This window comes from Flavobacterium sp. UW10123 (genome assembly GCF_040538975.1).
In the GTDB taxonomy this organism is placed as follows: domain Bacteria; phylum Bacteroidota; class Bacteroidia; order Flavobacteriales; family Flavobacteriaceae; genus Flavobacterium.
On record NZ_JBEWQE010000005.1, the window covers coordinates 191357 to 213552 of the forward strand.

Here is a 22196-nt window from a genome sequence, read left to right on the forward strand (position 1 = left end):
CAAACTATAAACTAAAAGAAAAACACTATGCCACCAGCAGCAAGACTTACAGATTTTCACCAATGTCCGATGGTTACACCGGGATTGCCGCCAATTCCGCATGTGGGCGGACCCATTGTAGGACCATGTGCACCAACCGTTTTAATAGGCGGATTACCAGCAGCCAAAGTTGGCGATATGCTGGTTTGTGTAGGGCCACCAGATTCAATTATAAAAGGATCTGCGACAGTTATGATATGCGGTATGCCTGCCGCAAGAATGGGAGATCAAACTGCTCACGGAGGATCCATTATGCTGGGAGCATTTAATGTCATGATCGGTGGATAATATAGCACATAATGACACTGCCTTTTTAGGTTCAGGATGGGCGTTTCCTGTTTCCTTCTCTGCAGATAATCATCAGCTGAATTTATCTGCAAATGAGGCAAATATTAATGAATCTATTAATATCATTCTAAACACCCGTAAAGGCGAGCGTACTCTGGAATCTGAATTCGGTTCAGGAATACAGCAGTTTATGTTTAAAAAGATTGACAGCACGCTTAAAGGCGAAATTATAGAAACCATCAAGTTTGCCTTATTGCGCTATGAACCAAGAATATTGGTGCAAGATGTTCGAGTGGCATCAACAGATATTGTAAACGGAAAAATCGAAATATTGATTAGCTACGTCTATTCAAAAACCAATACAAGACACAACTATGTGTTCCCATTTTATGTAAAAGAAGGAACAAACCTAGATAAGAAAAAATGATTTTAGTTGATCAAAATAGCGCTATAAATTCTCTGAACGAAGCACTCGTTCCAAATCCGTATTTAATAGACGGAAGAACCGAGCAAGACTGGCTGTACTTTTTGACAGAATTTAGCAAATTGATCAATTTCTATAATGACAGCAATACTATCGAAGGAAACTGGAGTCCGTTTTTGCTAAAAGATCCGGTTTTTCTAATGGCTTCCATTTCAAAAACAAATTACAAAAAACTGTATACTGATTATAAAAACAGCTGTACCGAAATTCAGCGATTAGTTCAGAAAGAAAATGGCGGAGTTCCGCACTCAAATGCTTTAAACACTTTATTTGACCGTATTACAGCTATTTACAAGATTATAGAACGCTGGACGCATTATATGCTGCGAAATAGCGAAATCTACGATCTTAAAACCTATATTCTACAAGAAGCAAAAGCAACATTAAGCATAGATTTTTGGGCAATTCAGTCGTTTAGAGAATACTTGTATAGATTGTCTGTTGAGGGTTTGTTTATTGTTCCTGCCCCGCTTCAAGAGTTTAGTTCTTTTGACAAAAATATCTGGTACATCAATAAAGACAAAATACCATTCTGGCAGGTTTTTGGTTTTGAAACAGAACATCCCATTCTGCAGGAAAGAGGTTCTATAACTTCATTCAGTCTAGATATTCTAACCAAAATTGGCGATAGATTGTTTCAGTTTTTAGAAACCATAATTCATCATGCGGCAAAAGAATTCAAGAAACTAAACCTCAAAAAAGGACAATTTCCAGATACCGTTCTTTTGCGCTCTTTTGTCAATATTCTAAAACTCCAGCAAAACCAACTGAATGGTCTTTCAGAAAAACATCTTGATTTTTATTATAAAGATATTCTAAAGCAAACCAAACTGCCTGCTGTAGCAGATCAGACATTTTTATGCGCCACACTCACAAAACCAACTTCGGTTTATACATTGCCAGCAGGAACTTTGTTTAATGCAGGAGTCGATGCGCAGAAGAATCCAATTTTGTTTGCTAACCAGAAAAATGTAAATCTCAATCCTGCTACAATTGCAAGCGTACACAAGCTTTCTTACCAGGATAAAAACAATGCGTCTTACAATTTACAAACCATTGTTAAGCCTACAGAAATTCAATTAGATGCAGAAAATAAAGCAATCAGCTGGGAAACTTTTGGTACAGATGATCTTTCGCTAAACCCTTCTTTAATTGGAATTGGGTTTGCTTCGCCAATGCTATTATTGCGTGAAGGAAAAAGAAAGATAACCTTAACACTAGAATTTGATTCGCCGATAGATTTACAAATTCTTCAAAAAGCCAATTATTTTCTAAGTACTCAAAAAGATTGGCTAAAATTGGATTTGGTTCCATCAAATTTTGCAATCGACGCAACAAGACAGAATATCGTTACCATTGTTATCAATCTTGACGCTACTGTCGCTGCAATCGAACCTTTCTTGGTTAATCCAGACGGACTCAAAAGCGATTGGCCAATGATGAAGGTTTTGTTTCAAAACGTTCCTAATCCACAGAATCCACCTAAAGTTACTTCTATCACTATTGCCTTAAAAGTAACAGGGGTAAAAACATTTCAATTGTACAATGATTTTGGAGAATTAAGCACCAAAAATCCATTTCCTCCTTTTGGACCAATTCCGTTGGTAAACGCCAATTTTATTATCGGAAACAATGAAATCTTAAGCAAACCGCTTAATAGTTTTATTGTAGAAATAGATTGGGATAAAAGACCTAATGATTTTTCAGTGTATTACAAGGAATACAACCTTTATTTAAATCCTCCTCCAAAAAAACCGTCGCTTATTGAGGAAATCGAAGAGGGAATCAAACACATTTTTTTTCCAAAAGAAGAAGAGAAAATAATTGTTCCTGAATTTTCGAATGCCAGTTTTATGATTGATTTTAATATTATGCAGAACAAATCTTGGCAAAGTGTCAAAATGAGCAAAATTACCAGCAGTGAAGTTGATAAAGTATTTGTTCCCAAAGATCTTATCCCTAAACCTCTTTATCTGTTTGATCTTGAAACTGGAGATCCTAGCCAGCCTATTCTCAATGCATCTAGCAGTTATTATCTGTATTGCAAACCCGATTCGACTCTGAATACTATTGCGTCTCCAAAAATTCCTAAAATCTGGAAACCGGACCCAAACATTCAGAAAGAGGTTTTAAAATTTACAGAAGAAAGTTCATCTGGATTTATAAAAATGACTTTGTCTAGTCCAGAATATGGTTTTGGTTCAGAATTGTATGCAAACGTTGTGGCTAGCATTGCTCTGCAAAACGGCAATAAGCTTGCAATGGCAAAAGACAAAGAAGTAACCGATTTTATTGCTGCAGCCAATGTTCCGTTTGTTCCAAAAATACAAGGTTTTTCAGCTATTTATAACGCTAGTGTCACCTACAAACTTGATGGCACAGCAGGCGATTATCCGTTGCAGTATTTTATTTATGCTCCATTTACAAATTACACTGTATTTGATAGTGCTACGGCAGATAAAACCGAAACTAATCTATTCAGTACAGAAATCGTAGGAAGTTCTGAGAATGGTGCTGTAAAAGGTTTTCCGCTCTACCCGTCTTTCAATTATAACGGAGCATTGTTTATAGAACTGGATAATCTTATCTGCAACAGCACGTTGAATCTCTATTTTGAATTGGCCAGAAATTCGACTGCGCTTACCAATCAGAATAGTATTTCATATTATTATTTAAGCGATTCAGGTTGGAAAAACATTCAGCCCTTGTCTGATCAGACCAGCCAATTTAGATGTTCTGGAATTGTAGAAATACCAATTCCCGCAGATTGCAACAATGATAATACCATAATGCCTGGAACCAAAAACTGGATTTCTATTGCGGCTATTGGAAACCTTGCTTCTTTTTCTAAAACCACTTTTATGCAAACCAACGGTTTTAACGTGCAAAGAACAGGAACTACCTTTTTGACCGATACACAAAGTCCACATATTGATGCCAATACAATCACAAAACCAGAAAACAAAATTCCAGAAATAGGAACAATCACTCAGCCTTTTGCCTCTTTTGGAGGAAAAGCCGCAGAAGACAAAACCGACCGAAACAGAAGAGTAAGCAATAGCATTAAAACCAAAAACAGAGCTAGCACATTAACAGATTACTACACACTAATTGCTGAGAAATTTGATGAAGTTTATTATTCAAAAGTGGTAACTAAAAAAAGCGACAACAGCACCAATGTGTATTTGGTCAAAAAAATTGCGTCAGATAATGATTCAAACGCTTTTATTCCTTTAGTGACAAATGCTCTTGAAATTCAAATACAGCACTATTTAAACGCCAATTCGTCGCCATTTATCAACTTAAATGTTTCCAATTTTAATCTGGAATATGTTTGTATTAATATCTCAATTATAGTCGATCCAAACTATCAGGTGACTTTAATTAATAAAGAGGTCAATCTGGCGCTAAAGAAATATCTGTCGCCATGGATTTCCAATTGCCCTTCTCAAATAGAAATTGGCAAACCGCTTATTGATGCCAAAGTGAGCACATTTATTCAAAATATAAAAGGTATTCTTTCTGTAGAAAACGTATCCTTTTCAAGCTATTATATCGATCCTGTTACAGGAATGCAAACCAATTTAAAAAGCGATAAAAAAACCTTAATGCCTTACGGTCCCGCAACACTTTTGGTTTCTGCGCCCAATCATAATATTTCATTTCTAAACTAAATGGATACAAATAATCAAATAACAAAAACACAGCTTCCGCCTTATCAGGATTTTAATTTCCTGAAAGACGAGGCTATTGATTATATCCAAAATCATATTGGTAACGAATGGACGAACTTTAACCCGAGTGATCCCGGAATGACCATTCTAGATCAGGTTTGTTATGCGCTTACAGAATTAGGCTATTGCACCGATTTTTCTATTCCCGATATTTTGACAGACTCTACAGGGAAAATGGAAATAGAAAATCAGTTTTATCTGCCGTATAAAATCCTAACGACTTCACCTTATACTATTGATGATTACATAAAATATATTGTAGATGGTATCGATGAGGTGTATAATGCTGTCATAACAGCTTACAATGGAAATACTCTTCCGTTTAATAGAATATATCAAGTTTATCTGTATATAAATCCAGATATTACCGATAGCATTCAACGCAATACAATCTGCAAATCGGTATTTTATTATCTAAATCAAAGCCGCAATATTGGCGAACTTTTTAATATGCCAATTGCGCTCCAACCCCAAACTTGCTGGATTGGCGGAAAAATCGAAATCGAAAAAAATGCCGATGAACATGCCGTTTTATTAGAACTGCAAGACAAGCTCCGCACTTATATTTTTCCGAAAATAGTTCAGATAAATTATGACGCTTTAAAAGAAGACGGATATAATGCTGCCGAAATATATGATGGTCCTTATCTAAAAAATGGCTGGATTTTAAATGAATCTTTATCAAATAAAAAAGATATCTTGAAAGCCATTGATTTAATTCCTGTGATTGAATCTGTAACAGATGTCGTTTCGGTTTCTGGATTGCAACTTTATCAGAACAAAAATCTTGTTCAAGCGCTGCAGTCTACAATAAGTCAAATAGTTTCTATCGATGTTCTCGCTTCTTATGGTGAGAAAAAATTACAATTAATTTCTAATGGAAAAGAAGTATTGGTTGATGCTATAAGTCCGTTGCAAATTAATCTCGTCAAATATCAGGAAACTGCCATAAGCTTAAACAATAAACCTGCAATCAAACTGCCTAAAAGCAGTTTTAGAGACATTAACAGCTATTATTCTATCCAAAATACATTTCCGCAACAATATGGCATTGGCGACGATAAAATCGAAGATGACTCTGCTCCGATACAAGTGGCACAGTCACGTCAGCTGAAAGGATATTTAACCTTATTTGATCAGGTTTTGGCCAATCAGTTTTCACAATTAGCCAATGTTTCCAAACTATTTTCTTTTACTAATTCTGTATGCGGAGCGCCTTCAGACAAGGATACTTTTTATGCGCTAAAAGATAAATTTGAAAAGAAACACCTGGAATATCCTGTTCCATACAAGATGTTTTCTCCAAGCTATTTTTATCAGTCGCTGTACAATGTTCCTCATATCAAGCCTTTATTAAAAAACAATAATGTCTTTGGGTTTAGTTATGGTGACGAAACCAAAAAGGAACTAAACGAAAAAAGCTGGCTAGACTATCAGCAAGATCCATACAATGCTTACATCTTTGGAATGATGAAAATCATGGAAGAAGAAGATGTTAATTTTGATCGAAGAAATAAAATACTCGATCATCTCCTTGCCAGACATGGCGAATCGCCTAAGGTTATTGATGCCATAATTGATGGTACAATCTATACAGGAAATAAGAAAAAAGATCAGATTATTTTAAAAAGTCTGTATCTGCAAAACCTTGATTTATTGTCGTATAACAGAATAAAAGGATGCAATTTTCTGACGGCTTCCAAAATAGTTCCTGCTAATAATTTAAGCATTAAAAATGAGCATTTTGATCATATAAGCGAAAACACCTCCGATTTTATTTTCAAATCAGAACAGCTCAATAAAAAAGAAAAATTAAGCAAAACAGATTTCAGCAATTTTTCTGGTTTAGAATTGAAACTGAATTTGCTATTCGGATTAAAAAACATATACAACAACTTTATTACGGCTCAATTTGAAACTTCACAAAATTCTATTGAAGATCAATTAAACGCCAACAAAACTATACAAAAAGTATATTGGCTTAAAGAAAAAAGAAAAGGAAGCATTTTTATTGAAACTTCTATCCTTTTAAGCCAATTAAAATATAATATAGAAATTGCTAAGCAAAGTAACAATTCACATAAAAACATTCAAAACATTGACTTTCAATCAACAGCAAATATAAATTATATTTTAAACACTGCAAGTCAAGCCATTTTGGACACACAGCTTCAGAATGGTTATTTGGAATTTGCTTCGGAAAAATATGCTTTTGCTTCTGATGATTCTCAAACTGCAATAACTCAAGATTATACAAAAAGTAAATTATCCGATTATTCATTTCGTATTACCGTTTCTTCTGGAAATGGAGTAATTGCAATCAATAACGAACTTTTTAAGAAAAATGCAGTTCTATTATTTCCAGATTTTATACCAGAATTGCAAACTCCTGAATTTAAAAAACGTTTAAAACAATTTTTAGCAATTAGTCTGCCAACCAACATAAAATGCGAATGTTTGTTTGTAAGCCTTCAAGAACTGGAAACCTTAGTGCCAAATTATTGCGACTGGCATGATAGTTTGCGTTTCAAAAACACTCAGGATTTATTACATAAACAGGCAAACAATCCTGAAACCGTTATTTCAGATCCTGAGCAATCGGCAGTGAATTTGATCAATAGTCTAACCTCAATTTTAGAAACGAAAAATGGAAGAAATAAATAGCCATATTGTATCTAGTCTAAAGTGGGACACAACTTTTGACCAAAGGAAAGAAGGTTACAGACTTCAGGAACGCTTGAGTGCCTGGAGCAAAATTAATTTGCCTAGAGAAGTCGCGACTATTTTTAATGAATTATGCCCGCAAGAACAAAGCTGGCGAATTGAATCATTGGAACTTGATCTTGGCTCTTGCGATTATGGTGATCTTGAATTTGATCTGAGTCGAAAAATACGCAATTTATTACGAGAGAAAATTGCGGAATTGATTCTGTATCAAAACAGTCAGAAGCAAAACGGAATTGCGGTTTACAATAAAGAAAAATCGGTTCTGGAAAATCTGAAGGTCTTTTTACTAGAAGGTTATCTGCCTTGGAATTATCAGAACAAAGAAGGTTCTGTAAACCAAATTATGGCAGAGTTGCTTCAGAATAATCTAGCTGAGGTTATTGCAATTATCAAGGAAACAGGAATAACGCATGAAGAAGTAAGAAAACGTATTGCGTGGCAGTTTGACGAAAAAAATATAACCAAAATAATTGCGGCGCTCGAACCTAATAATAGCAGTTCGATAATTGAGTTTAGCTCGATTATGGTTAATATTCAGGTAAAAGAAACTATTATCCAGACTAGTACAATAAGTTTCAAAAAGAATCTGTGGTTCTTTATTCTTAACTTTTTACTGCTGGAGCGCGGTACTCTGTTTAACAAGCTCGCTTTCATGAAAAGCAGTATTCTGCAAATGGCAAATCATTACAATATTGCTTACGCAGAACTTATTGTTTTAATTGAAAATACGATTGTAAAACTCTCTGATAAAACTTCTCAAAACAACAATTTTATTGCTTGCTTAAAAATATTAACTCAGGAATATGAAACACAAAAAATTGAAAATCATTTACCTGATTTTAAGATAAATTATTGGAATCTATTTGAACAATTACTTAAAGATAAAAACAACCGAAAATTTAAGGCAGACAAAGACAATTTGAACGAATTGATTGTGGCATTAAGTACTGAGAACAAAACAAAATTTAATGCACTTATTCAGCCCATTTTGAAAGAAGAAAATCTGTTTGCTTCTCTGCTTCAAGATTTAAACGAAACTTCTATAAAAGTACTTTTTTCAAGATTAGACACTACTCCATCGCTTCTTCAAATGGAATCTATAATTTATTTGAATAAGCTGAGCCAAACTTTTAAACTCAAAACAAACAGTAAGGCTTTGTGGGAAATTGGAATGCTTTTTTTAATTAAAAATAAAAATGCTGACAATAGTGCGTTTCTGCTTTTCTGCATTAAAGAATTAGGCAGAAAGAACAATTTGAGCCACGAGCATTTATTGGCTCTGTTTACCAATGCTAAAGTTCCTGCGGCGGTAAAAAACAATAATTCGGCAACCATTTATACCAATCTCAATGCGATTTACTGTAAGGAAATAAACCGTAACAATTCTAATTATCCAGCTGTTCATTTTAAGAATCTTGTTGCCAAATTAGAACTGGAATTACAGAAAAACAGCACCAAAAGTGTCTTTTTTATCGATTTGCAAAGATCACTTACGAGAACCATTTTATTACATCCTAAAATGGCTTTTGAGGTAATGCTTTCATACGGAAATAAAGAAGTTTTAAAGAAAATACTTCCGCTGGTTCTTAATCGTGAAATGCTGCAATTATTGGTAAAAACTGCCAATTATAAAAAAACAAAATTGGTGCAGACCATTCAGATTGTCTATGAAATCCTGAACGAAAAGGATAAATATGATTTTCCAGAAGAATTGATGACGGATAATTTATTACTTCTCGGAATGCAGGAAATACTGTTTCATCCCGAACATAATTCCTCTTTGTTTCTTGAAACTATTATCGTTCAGTTATCAAAAAAAGTAACTGATACGAGACGCAACGATTATTTTCAGTTTATCACAAAATTGATTCAGTCCAAACGAATTAAATCTTTTGGAGTTGCCATCAAAAAGACATTTTTAAATCAATTAAAAAATGCAAATTCAATTGATACAGTTGCGCTTGCCATGCTCATTCAGAATACATCTCAGCAAGATCAACAGGAATTAGCGCAATTGCTGACCGCTAATTTTAATGATTCAGGATTTGTTTTGCTTCGAAAACAAGACCGAAAAGAAAGCGAAAACGTATTGCATTATTTCTTAACAAATGGAATGGCTTTGAAAAAGAATTGGATTCAGAAAACCTCAACTCTTATCATGAGCAATTCAAAATCAACTTCGAAAACTAAAATTACTTGGGAATTAAATGAGCTTTTCTGGAACGTAATTTTAAAATATTCAGCTTATAAAGGCAATGAAATCTTGTTTGAGAAACTGCTTCAGAAAGAACTGAAATTGCATCTGAAAAAGACTGTTTTAAAAGAGAAAATGCAGCTTCAAAACGAAACAAAATCTATTGAATCAGCAAACTCCGTAACAGAATTAGAACATTTTTTTGAAAGCGAAATGAATTCAAGTTATACTTTTTCTAATACAATTTCAGAATCCATCAATTCAGACCTACTTTTTGAAATTCAACAATTATCAGAAAAAGAAAAATACAGATGGATTTCTTCTATAATTATCGAACGTCAAATTCCATCTGTTTTCAGCATTTCTAAAACAATAGAAATCAAAGATATTCTGAATGTCATTATGGTAAAAGAGCCTCAGATTTTCTTTAGGGTTATGAAAAAAGAACTTATTCCCGAAGCCCAAATGGATTGGCTTTGCCGTACTATTAGCTTTCATAATCTATGCAATGCCGTAAGTCAATTGGACAAAAACAGAGAATCGTATTTGAGAATTCTGGAAAAATTTAATCATGTACTGGAAGCTGTAACCATTAAAGGTTTGGCTTCTAAAGAAATGCAGCGTCTTTTGCTTCGAAAACTTTTAAAAGCTGTTGTCAATGACAATTGGAGGCTTATCGCTATTGATAAAATCTGGAATGAATTGATCTGGGAAGTGGTTACCAAAAAAGGAGTTTCTAAGAAAAACTTCCTTGCAGAAATGGAAAAATATATTTATCAGTTTCCTCCTGCCTTACAGCTTGGTTTCAAAGAAATTCTCAGAACCGAAAAACAAACTACCTCTATCTTAAAACAAACCGAAATACTGTCGAAAATGGAATCAATTAAAATTAAAGAAAAACCAAAGACTAACCTCAAGCAAGGCGTTGCAGTTAGAAACGCAGGAATTGTGCTCTTGAACGATTATATCGCAATGCTGTTTGACCGATTGAACTTGACATCAGAGAATAAATTTATAAGCAATGAACATCAGGTTAGAGCTGTGCAATATTTACAGTACGTCATTACGGGAATGCAGGAAACCGAAGAAGTTTATCTGCCTTTGAACAAAGTTTTGTGTGGCCTGCCATTGACAGACACAGTACCCGATTTTATTGAAATATCTGATCAGGATAAACAATTAATAAACGGTTTGATACAAGCGGCGATTTCGCATTGGCCAGAAATTGGAGATTGCTCCATTGACGGTTTTAGAGGAAACTGGCTTGTTCGCGACGGAATTCTGGTAGAACTGGAAGACAAATGGGAACTTACGGTAGAGAAAAGGGCTTATGATATATTGATTAACAGATCTCCTTTTGCCTTTTCGATTATGAAATACCACTGGATGGATAAGCCTTTGCATGTCATTTGGCCTTATTAAGAGCATATTGGACCTAATTATTAAACACACAGAAACATAGATTTTATACATAAAAAAGAGTACAAAAAGAAACAAGTTTCTTCCACATAGTTCAAGCTATGTGCATTCAAATAAGTGAAACGCCTTTTAAGAGAGTAAAACCTATGTTTCTGTGTGTTAAAGAATAAAACCATTGAATACGATCTTGAAATATAAATTAATCAACTAAAAAAACTATTATGAACAGTTACAATGAAAATCTGCATTCTAGTGTATTGTCATCATTAGAAAGTCAGGAGATGACCAAAAAACAATTGAGTACACAATTGAGTACTTCAATGTTTACTCTTTATTATGCCGAAGGAGCTGAAATTGTTGCGCAGGAAAAACTTGATGCAACGACTAAAATGTACAAAGAACAGCAACATATAAATAATGTAGTTGTTAAGAATAAGAACATGGCAGACAACTTGCTATTATCTGCAAATCAGCAAAAAACGTATGTGACACAAGCCGTTACCAATATGGCGGTTTGTGCGTCTAACATTCAGATTGCGTCAAATTCTATTGTGCGTTTGGCTAGCGATATCGGAAGTATTTATAGCATTATCAATGCTGCAGATTATGGAACTCAAATTTACCAACAAGCTCTTGAGGCGTACAATCTGATAAACAAAACGGCTTATATCGCTGAACAGACTTCGCAATTTTCGATGGAAGCTACGGCATCAATTTCTGAAGTTTCAACCTCAACAGTTGCTGACGGCGCTAAGCTAACAAATACTTCTGTCAACAATTTATTGCAGGTAACAACTGCTGATTTAACAGCAACAACTGCTGTGTTAACAATCGACAACGATACAAAAGCTAAAGCAAGCATTGCTACAAGAGCTGCAGAAGGTGCCATAAAATGTAGTGAAGTAGAATATGATGCGTCTAAAAAAGCGTATAACTACAACAATGCATTATTTAACCAAAGTTTGGTTGTAGAAGTGCCAAAACAGTTTGATCCTGCAACAGGCGCTTTTAGCGTTTCATTTGATGCTTACAGAAGTCCTTTTTCACCAGAAGACAGAGATCCTGGAACACAAAACAAAGGATTAGCAAATCCTGTTTTAAGCTATAATATCATTATGGTAAAAGACAGCAAAAAATCATTTTTTAGCGCTTCTCCTGCAGAATTATTAGTAGGCAATCCAGCTCAATGCAAAAGTATTCCTGCTTCTCAGAATCCAGATGCTAAAGGAAAATATAAATCATCTATAGTCTACAAAGAACTTAGAGATTCTGACAATGATCCTCTGGTGCTTGGTGAAAATTATGTTGCATTTCTTTTAATCATCTTTACAGAAAACTACAAAAAAGAAATCAATACGTTTGATGAATATTTATCTGCTCCTTCTGAAACGTTTGCATTGACTTATACCTTAAAAACTGCTAAGAATATAGCGAATTCTAGAGAGCAGGCTTCGGAAGATTTATCTAAAATAACTTTTACTGTAGACAAAGAAGAAGTCTTAAAAGCAAATGAAATTGATTACAGATGTTTCTTCTTGCCTTATCCTGACGATATCGCTACAAATGAAGATTTGGAAACTCTTGAGTACAAAATTGAAACAATGGAGTTAGAGGAAGAAATTAAAACTGTCGACACAGAAATTAAATCTCTTCACGAAGAAATAGAAACATTAAACAATTCTGCTAGTCAAGCCGACGGAGCTAAAAAAGATAAAGAAACAGATCAGGATAAGCAAAAGAATTTAAGTTTGAAAAGTGCTTTGGCCGATGCTAAAGAAAAACTACGCATTGCAAAAAGCCAGTTAGCAGATTTAAATGCTAAACTGAAAGACGTTAAAGAAAAATCTCCTAAACCCGTTAAAAATAGCAATGCTTTCTACTTCAATTTAAATTTAGCAGAAAACATTCCAGCTGGAAACTTTACGAGTGCTAAACACCACAAAGCAACTTCTGGTCAGGAATTTAGTGTGCCTATTGATACTACAACTACAGATAATTTTGGAAATCCGCTGATTGAGGATAAAAGTTATATTCCTGTTGTGTTGTCTTATTACAAAGGCAGTGAAAACTCTAAAACGAAATACACCAACAGTCTATCTGATTGGCAAAACACAACGCCAATACCTTATTCTACAAAAGAAAATTCGAAATCAACAACCATTTAACACCTCAACTATATGGAAACTATATTATCACCAAGTCCTAATTTGCAGAGATACGGAATTACCGAAAAGAAAAAAGCTGAATTAGATTTTATAAAAAATCAAGTAGTTGATGCAACAGCGATTGTACAGCAGCAGCAAACCATTGTAAACTCACTTAATGAAAAAGCAACCAGATATCAAGGTTATTTATTGGTTTCAGAAAGTAATCGTTCTCATACTTTAAGCAATAAAAACTTAATAGATCAGGTTGTTCAAAACGCTTACGATTTAGCGCTTAATTCAGAGAATGCTTTCTCAAAAACGGCAACTGCAACTCAGGATTCAAAAAGAGTAAGCATTTGGATTAGCGATTTGATTAGCAAATTAATTTATTCTGTAGAAATAATTAATAAACTGTCTAACCTTGTTATTCGCAAAAAAGCGCTTAATCCGTTAATTTCTGATGATTTAATTACCAGAATCAACACCGCCGGTACAGACGCTAACAATGCCGTTGCTCTTACGCTTGTTGCTTTAAAATCTACATTGGCTGCAGAAGCTTCAGTTCTCGAATCTGAAGAAGCAATTACTCTAGAGACGAAACAGGCTGCTAAGTTGTATTTTACTTTAACAAACAACAAATCTTTAGACGCAACTTTGCCAGCACCGTCACCTTCCGATTCTTCAATTAGAGGATTAATATACAATGCATATAAAAATGCTCAGATTGCTTACGAAAAGGCGAATACTGCAAATGATGAGACAGGAAGACAATTGGTTATTGCAACAAGTAATTTAAGCAAAGCACAAATCAAACTTCAATCGCTTCAATCTAGCTTAGCAGCCGCAACTGCAGCCGCTTACGCTTCTTAAAACAAATAAAATGTCCACTGTTTGGGTATTGCATTCAGTGGACTTTAATTCTAATTGTTTAAGGTTATGGATCATACTAACAAGAATTTCTACAGACAGTTTTATCTAAAAACCGGAGGATTTCTGCCTACAAAACCGTTGAATAAAAGCCTTTTTCCTGGCGATTATTTTCAAATCAAAAATGGAGAAATAATTCTGCTTGGAAACATTTATCGCAACGGGATTATATCGCATCACGATGCTGATATTAGCGGTACAATTGCTTTGAATGATGCTAATTGGAATTTCAGCGATGGGATTTCAAAACCTTATTCTGGACGATCGATTGCGCATGGTTCTATTGAAGGCGATTTTGAATTCAGCAAACAGATATTGGCTTTTTCTCATAAAGGAAGTTTTATTTTTAAGGCCGAAGAACCAGAATCTGTAAAGATTAATAATTGGAACGAAATCCAACAGCAGTTAATTATAAAACTAACGCAAACCTTATATTCTTTCAGAGAATTGTACGTAGTGACAGAAAGTGCAACAGCCAAAAACACTACTCTGGCTACTGCTGGCGAAGCTAATGCAGAATTGGAACTAGCTTGTGAAGCAGAAAACTTTGGTCTGATAGATATTTTTGGGCATCCTAAAACCAAAACAATTCAGTCAAAAGATATTGAATATTACCACAGGGAAACCAAAAGAAAACCTGCTTATTTTAAAGCTAAAAAATTAATAGTTCAGGATGAAAAGCTTTCTTATTTCATAAGTGATTTTATAGCTAAAGAAAACAATGTAAGCGCATGGACAGATTCTTTTTTTGATTCGAATTTTCATAATGATACTGATTACAATACTCAGATGATTATGCAAAATGCACAAGGTTTTTATTTGGATATGCTGCAATCTAATGAATTAAATCCTAATACGGCTTTGTTATACTTTAAATGGGCTGATGCTAATTTGGACGATGTAGAAAAACTATTTGGGGCTTATGGAAACTAATTCCAATATTATGGTTTTGTATAATGAAATGGATTGGTTGCAAAAGGTAATCGATCAGGTCATTTGCAGTTATCTGCTTCAAGAAGGCCACGAAAATCGTTGGCAGGATATTCCGCTTCCCGAAGCTGATGCCAATACTGAAGACAGCGTTTATTACAAAAAAATAGCCGATTGGAATCTAAATCTCTACGAAAGGCTTTGTCTTGCTTTGATTCTAGCGCCTCAGATTAAACCTGAAGTTCTTGATATTTTCTTTAGCAAAAATGCTATGTACGATCGCGGTTTTACTGAATTTGGAGGTGTTGTCAATAAAAATCATAGTGGTTTTTTGCCAACAGGTCAAACGCTCTCTTTTTTGGTTACGGCTGTTAATCCTGAATTAAGAATTGAATTACTCCATATTCTGAACACATCAAATATTCTTGTCAAAGAACAGGTTTTGGTTCTAGAAAGCACCGAATCTAATGTTCCAATTCTGAATCAGATTCTTTCGATTAATGAACGTTGGCTAAACTTTTTCATAACGGGCACTTTGCCTAAATTGGAACATAGTGTTTCGTTTCCAGCGCAGCAAATTTCGACCAATTTAAATTGGGACGATTTGGTTCTCGAAGAACATGTTATGAATCAGGTCATGGAAATTAATGCTTGGCTTAATCATGGTGAAACCCTTATGAAAGAATGGGGTCTTGAAAATAAAATAAAACCCGGATATCGAACTCTTTTTTATGGCCCTCCTGGAACTGGTAAAACGCTTACGGCAACATTATTGGGAAAAAGCACAAACAGAGAAGTATACAGAGTAGATCTTTCTATGATTGTTTCAAAATATATTGGAGAAACTGAAAAAAATCTGTCTAAAATATTTGATGTCGCACAACACAAAGATTGGATTTTATTTTTTGATGAAGCCGATGCACTTTTCGGAAAAAGAACAAATGCTTCCTCTTCAAACGATCGGCACGCCAATCAGCAAACGGGATATTTACTGCAAAGAATTGAAGATTTCCCTGGAGTTGTTATTCTAGCATCCAATTTAAAAGAAAACATTGATGAAGCTTTCTCGAGAAGGTTTCAATCGATGATTCATTTTATGATGCCAACCGCCGAAGAAAGAATGCTTTTGTGGGAAAAAGCATTTTCAGGAAAATGTCAACTTGATCCTGATATTGACATCGAAAATATTGCTGAAAACTATGAACTGGCTGGCGGCGCAATTATCAATATTTTAAGATTTTGTGCTTTGGCTGCCATTCAGAAAAACGAAACTATCGTGAGTCAACAGGATTTATTGGAAGGCATTAGACGTGAATTTAAAAAGGAGAACAAAACCCTCATGGTTAGCCAAATGAATTGACGCATTATGAAAAAGAATGAAAACATAAAAAAAGTTGCCGTTGCTGCGCCACAATTGCATCGCCTAAAAGTGACTCTTAAAATTGGAAACTGGAAAAAATATTTCGATTCCAATTATGTAAACACCATAATCGCAATGGCTTTGAATGATTTCGACGACAAGATCTTTTTTTTGATAAACGGATATCTTATTACGACCCAAAATATTTATTTGGTTGTACAAACTACCGAAAAAAGTGTAGATGAAATGGTGAGCAAAATTGAGGCTAAGATTATTCACTTATTAAAAACCAATCCTCAAAAACTAAAAGAAAACCGTGGCGAAATTTCTTTTATTGCAGACGATGAGAGTCTTTTCTATGCTGCACGAAAACCTCTTTTTAAAGTATATCCTTTAGAAAATGATCATCTTATAAAACTCATTACAGGAAAAAAGGTAAAACTCCCCTATTTCGATAAAAATCTAGAGAATTTAAAAACTATAATTCATAACCATCCTTTTTGTTCGGCGATCCATTATTTAGGCGGTATCGGTCCTGTAAAAGTCACATCGTTTAAAGATCAAATAGACTCGGAAGAATAAGCAGTTATCTAATTCAAAAAAGAAGAAAATGACGCAACAGCATAAAAAAATATCCGAAAATGAGACAACTGTAATTGCAGCAAATGCAACTCAAGGAAATAATACTACCAAATTACAGGATAATCGAAAACTCTCTGTTGTTCAAAGAAAACTCTCTGAAAATATCACAACAAGTGACTTACCCATTCAAAGAGTAATAAAAAATGCCACAGTTACATGGGGTGTAACTCATATTGTTAAACTTGAAGGAAATTCATTATTTGGAAATGACCACGGGCTTTCTAATGAATTAAAACCATCTGAAGGAGGTCAATTAAAAAAAGGAGATACACTAAAAATTGATGATGCACCCGTTCTTATTTCAAGACGCGGATCTAATCAAGAAATTGCTAAAAAAAGAGAAGAAGACAAAAAAGGAGAAAAAGTATACGAATGGGTACGGGTCCTGAAAATAATTCATAATGATGGTGGCGAAATGTCTTTTGATACCAATGAAATGTATGTAAGAAAAGAAACAATCCATGTAGAAGAGAAATCAGAACACAAAGCAGTTAAGAATAACGACATTGAATTAGAAAACATAACAGACTGGAAAAAAGAACGTATGCCAGAACAACTGGCTAAAATAGCAGTGCTGTGGGGAAACAAAGGGCGACATGCCAGAACACGTAGCACCGGTGTGATAGCTATTAATAAGGCAGATCGTGAAGATAGAGAAAAGGGATCTGGCAGACATTGGGAACAAGAGGATGATGGTTGGGATGTAGCAAAAGATATGGCATATGAAACGCATGTACCTTTTTATAAAGATTTACGTCAATGGCGAATTAAAGCAGTTGAGAAAAATACTAAAGAATTAGTTGGGGTATTAATTGTAGAAGAACTTCAAGACTCGACACTTTACCTCAGATGGATGATAGGTAACCCCAATATAAAAGGAGGCGGCAGCGCACTTTTGGCTGCAGTAAAAAAATTATTAACTCAAACTGGTGCTGCAAGTATAGAAGTCACTTCAGCATATACAGCAAAAGAATCTTATACAAAAGCAGGCTTTGTGGTTGCTGAAGATCATGAAGAAGATCATGAGGAACATAGTGGAGAGAAAGATAAAAAGGAGGAGCACAAAAAAGGAGAAGAATTTAACTTGACTCTATCCAAAGAAAGTTTTACAGAAGAAGGCATACATAAAGACTATCGTTCTTTTAAGCCAGAACCATATACAAAAGCACAATCAGAAGAAGAATCTATTCCAATAAAAGATAAAGAGGAACTAGATGAAGTTTCTCCAGAAGAGATAATGAAGAAATTAAAACTTGTTGGTAAATAGTATAAAAATACCTAAAAAGAGTTTTGCGCTTCATTAATCCAATTAATCAAATTCAGGCAGATGCTATAAAACGCAATACAATTTTAATTTTAAAGAGTAAAAATGGCTCAGGATTATCAAAAAATATCTGAAAATAAAATACAAGCTACTGCTGCAAATGCAAATTGTGGCAAAACCGCCATTCAGTTAAAAGATAATCGAGAACATTCTGTTATACAACAAAAACTTGCTGAAAAAACTGCTAATCAGGAAGCAGCTTCGTCTCCAATTCAGGCAAAAAAAAATTTCACCGGTTTGCCAGACAATCTAAAATCGGGAATAGAAAACCTTTCTGGACATTCTATGGATGATGTAAAGGTTCATTATAATTCAGATAAACCTGCACAGCTAAATGCTCACGCTTATGCGCAAGGATCCGATATTCACATTGCATCTGGACAAGAAAAGCATTTGCCTCATGAGGCGTGGCATGTTGTACAGCAAAAACAAGGACGTGTGAGACCTACGATTCAAATGAAAGGCAAAGCAAATGTAAATGATGACAAAATTTTGGAAAAGGAGGCTGATGTTATGGGGGTGAAAGCTTTACAATTAAAACCAAACAAATCTTTTGAAAAAAAAATTAAAAAAGAGCTTTCAAGATCCAATAAGACCTTACAAAAGAAAATTAAGAACGTTTCGGGAACTGTGGAAAAAACTCCGGCTGGCGCCATTACCGAAGTATTAAAAGTATCGGGAAAAGAATTAAATCTACCAGGCGTACAACCTGTTGGAGATCTATATAAAGCAGGTGAAGTTGAAGCCGAAATTAAAAAATCAACACTTAGAAGCACTGAACGTACAAAAGATGGCAATTTGTCTAAAGTTACAAGTATGGCACGTGCAGAACAGTTATTGCTTCAGGGAGCAGATATTAAAAAATTTTATGATGCTGGACATTTAGTTGCAGATCAATTAGCAGGCAAAAAAGACAACACTTTCGAAATGTGGAACTTAGCCCCTCAAATTTCCGAATTTAATTCTCCTGCATATGCACAAACTATGGAAGAACAAATTAAAAAAGTTGCTAATGCTGGAGGAAGTGTAACCGTCAATGTAAAAGTTGGTTACGATTCGACAACATATCCTGTTGAAGTACGGAAAATCTTAGATCTTCAAATAATAAAACATACGAATTTAGGTCCTACACATATTAAAATAGGTTCAAAAATACATCCTATTGCAATTTTAGACGAAATTATAAACATTCCAAGGAGAATTCCAGTTACTTGGAATATGAAGGCTGTAACAGGAGGTAAAGCTTTTCCATTGGCTAATATACCTTCTGGTCCAGGAGGCGCCGCAAACAAAGCTGTAGACCCGACTACGATACCGGGTATAACGCCTAATATTGGTAATAAATTTGCCTTCGGAATTAATAATTCAGCAAATGATGGACAGAATTTGACTTTAGCGCCAACAAACAATAGAGAATTGACTGCAAAACAATGGGCTCCATCATTGCACGGAGTACATAAAGATGATGTTGTCGCTTGGATCGCTTCAACTTTTCCAGAATTAGGAAATGCCGATGCCATAGTACAAGCTCTAAGCCGTGATAAACAAAGCGTTCTTCAATTATTACACCAAGCTCATCATTCTGTCGAACAAAAGTATGAACGAACAATTCTATCACTTGCAAATGTCCTTGATCCAACTTTATTGGAGGAACTAATAACAAACAAAATAGAAGCTGCTAGAGCATTATTGGATAAAGCTAATGAGCTAGTAAAAGCAGGCGATTTAGATCAGGCAATCAAAAAAATAATTAATGCTGATTCTGCAGTTGAAGACTTAAATGCTGCTATCAAAGAGGCTATTTCAACACAAAACGAACAATTTGTATTCCCGTTACATATAGTACAACATTTACAACGAAGCGTAGAAGAATTTAATACAGCCAAAACTTTGTCGCCAGAGTTCAGACATTTAGCCAATGCTCATAAACAATTTGCAGGAGCATTATATGATGTAAAAGGAAAATCTGAATGGGGAGGTTCTTTTGAATTTTTCCATTTTGGAGCTCCTTGTATGGTGGAAGAACCTATACTTATTGGTAGTCCTATGGAAGCACAGATGATGGTTGTTATTGCATCGAGAGTCGTAATGATTCAGCCTGGTGTTTGGGAAATAACATATCGCTATCCCGGTAAGTAATTTTTCAGTAACACTTATTGATTTTAATGATTAGCAAAACATCACATAAAAACAAGTCGAAGACTGATATGTTTCTTAAAGTTTGATTATAATTATTATTACTATTTAAATATGGGATATTCACTTCATAAAATAAGTCAAAATAAAGATCAATCTGTTTCTGCTTCTTTTGAAAAAAAAACCATTCAAAATAAAGCAAAAGCACTTCAGGATAATCGTCCTGCCTCTATCTTACAAAGAAAAACAAACAATACTGGTTTACCCGACAATCTAAAATCGGCTATAGAAAATCTTTCTGGTCATGCTATGGATGATGTCAAAGTTCATTATAATTCAGATAAACCTGCGCAACTCAATGCTCACGCTTATGCTCAAGGAACAGATATTCATCTAGCTTCTGGACAAGAAAAACATTTGCCTCACGAAGCATGGCATGTCGTACAGCAAAAGCAAGGACGAGTAAAACCAACTTTGCAAATGAAGGGTAAAGTGAATGTGAATGATGATAAGGGTTTGGAAAAAGAAGCTGATGTTATGGGGGTAAAAGCTTTACAAAAGAAACCAAAGTTGCAGTCTAGCAATACAAAAATATCTCAAAACAACAGTTTACAAAAAAAAGCAAATGTTGCACAACTAGCCATTACTCATGCTGCTGGGGCTGATTACACAGGAACGCTTTCTCAAGAAGAATCAACTAAGCTAACAATCGTAATGGGATACGTTCAAGAAGCTTTAAAAGCCACAAAAACAGGAACTCTACGAGCAATTTTTGTGAATGTTGTAAAAATGAACGGGACTAATCCTGCCGATACACAAAAAAGTGGCACAGCTATTCTGATCAATATGGCTGATTGGTTTTTGAGGATATCATCTGTTGGTGATATTGCTGGTATGATTGCTCATGAAATAGGCGTGCATACACTAGCATCTGAACTCATGACCGACAAAGAAAAAAGTGAAGAAAACGATTATACAGATCAACCCTATTCACAAATAGTTGGATTGCATAGACATACTATTTCTCCAATGAAAAATGCAAGAACAGATCGCAGACAAAAAGATCATATCAATGTTGTAAAAGATCTGGGAGGGCCTGAGCCTTTAAGAAGCAGAAAGAGATATGGAAAAAATTATAAAAAAACACTTAAAAGTAAAAGAGCCAAAAAATTAAATCAGGATTCTGTAAATACAAGGGCAATGCATTATGTAAATGTAGTCTTAAAACTAGGTGATACAATTAATGCTGATAATTCAATTAGTCCGACAGAGAAAGACAGACGAATACACGACTTACTTAATTCATATCTGTTTGATATCGCCAGAATATTAGTTACCGACGATACTGGTCCACGTGTTCTAGATAAAAGTTTTATGGTTGCTCAGGTTTATAATAGCTACAAAACTCTTCTTTTACAACGACATCAAAATAAACATAAATGGTTACAACGAAAAACTGTTCAACCAACAGCAACTGGTTCAGGTTTAATCCCTTATCTAACTCTAAAAGCATCTAGAGCCCTTCAAGATCAAAATAGATATATTGGAAGAGGTACGATTCCAGGAAAAGTGATTGATACAGTGGCAAGCTTTGCAAGTCCACTAGCAGACAAATTATCTGATACTACTGCAAAATATACTCCGGAAATAGTTAAATCTGTTGCAAGAACAACAGACAGAGTATTGGGAGAATTTCCAAGTTTTATTCTTCCAAAGGTTGTGGATACCTTCTCATGGGGTGTAAAAAAATTAAAAAATGGCATTGAATGGTTTAGATGAAATTAAACGAAAAAGTTCTAATTATTAAAAGAGTTAGAGAACAAATCTTATTTGCAAATTTTCTAA

13 protein-coding genes are annotated in these 22196 nt (G+C 34.6%); all 13 read left to right on the plus strand.

Going from position 1 to position 22196, the window contains the following annotated elements:
- Positions 1-27: 27 nt before the first annotated feature.
- The 13 genes from ABXT06_RS07880 to ABXT06_RS07940 all read left to right on the plus strand — a co-directional run bounded on the left by ABXT06_RS07880 (position 28) and on the right by ABXT06_RS07940 (position 22130).
- Entirely contained in the window at positions 28-327 is a 300-nt protein-coding gene (locus ABXT06_RS07880; RefSeq protein ID WP_354590253.1) for a PAAR domain-containing protein, read from the plus strand.
- Positions 320-754 carry a GPW/gp25 family protein gene (locus tag ABXT06_RS07885; RefSeq protein WP_354590254.1) on the plus strand — a complete coding sequence of 145 codons (435 nt, stop codon included), beginning with the start codon at positions 320-322 and terminating at the stop codon, positions 752-754. The genes ABXT06_RS07880 and ABXT06_RS07885 overlap by 8 nt, the downstream gene beginning before the upstream one ends.
- A complete protein-coding gene (locus ABXT06_RS07890) occupies positions 751-4485 on the plus strand; it encodes a baseplate J/gp47 family protein (protein ID WP_354590255.1) in 3735 nt (1244 codons plus the stop codon). Before ABXT06_RS07885 ends, ABXT06_RS07890 begins: the two co-directional genes overlap by 4 nt.
- Entirely contained in the window at positions 4486-7209 is a 2724-nt protein-coding gene (locus ABXT06_RS07895) for a baseplate wedge protein (protein WP_354590256.1), read from the plus strand.
- The gene (locus tag ABXT06_RS07900; protein WP_354590257.1) at positions 7193-10888 is read left to right on the plus strand and encodes a contractile injection system tape measure protein; all 3696 of its coding nucleotides are present in this window, start codon (positions 7193-7195) and stop codon (positions 10886-10888) included. Before ABXT06_RS07895 ends, ABXT06_RS07900 begins: the two co-directional genes overlap by 17 nt.
- Positions 10889-11106: 218 nt before the next feature.
- Positions 11107-13050 carry a hypothetical protein gene (locus tag ABXT06_RS07905; RefSeq protein WP_354590258.1) on the plus strand — a complete coding sequence of 648 codons (1944 nt, stop codon included), beginning with the start codon at positions 11107-11109 and terminating at the stop codon, positions 13048-13050.
- Positions 13051-13062: 12 nt separating this feature from the next.
- Positions 13063-13902: a hypothetical protein gene (locus tag ABXT06_RS07910; RefSeq protein WP_354590259.1), complete on the plus strand. Its 840-nt coding sequence runs from the start codon at positions 13063-13065 to the stop codon at positions 13900-13902.
- 66 nt (positions 13903-13968) lie between these two features.
- Positions 13969-14892: a hypothetical protein gene (locus ABXT06_RS07915; RefSeq protein ID WP_354590260.1), complete on the plus strand. Its 924-nt coding sequence runs from the start codon at positions 13969-13971 to the stop codon at positions 14890-14892.
- Positions 14882-16249 (plus strand): ATP-binding protein, encoded by a 1368-nt coding sequence (locus ABXT06_RS07920; RefSeq protein WP_354590261.1) that lies wholly within the window; start codon positions 14882-14884, stop codon positions 16247-16249. Before ABXT06_RS07915 ends, ABXT06_RS07920 begins: the two co-directional genes overlap by 11 nt.
- Positions 16250-16255: 6 nt before the next feature.
- Positions 16256-16831, plus strand: coding sequence for a hypothetical protein (locus ABXT06_RS07925; protein ID WP_354590262.1), 576 nt, complete (start codon positions 16256-16258; stop codon positions 16829-16831).
- A 28-nt stretch (positions 16832-16859) separates the two neighbouring features.
- Positions 16860-18158 (plus strand): hypothetical protein, encoded by a 1299-nt coding sequence (locus tag ABXT06_RS07930; protein ID WP_354590263.1) that lies wholly within the window; start codon positions 16860-16862, stop codon positions 18156-18158.
- Positions 18159-18260: 102 nt separating this feature from the next.
- Positions 18261-20354: a DNA/RNA non-specific endonuclease gene (locus ABXT06_RS07935; protein WP_354590264.1), complete on the plus strand. Its 2094-nt coding sequence runs from the start codon at positions 18261-18263 to the stop codon at positions 20352-20354.
- Positions 20355-20465: 111 nt separating this feature from the next.
- The gene (locus ABXT06_RS07940; protein ID WP_354590265.1) at positions 20466-22130 is read left to right on the plus strand and encodes an eCIS core domain-containing protein; all 1665 of its coding nucleotides are present in this window, start codon (positions 20466-20468) and stop codon (positions 22128-22130) included.
- Positions 22131-22196: the final 66 nt, after the last annotated feature.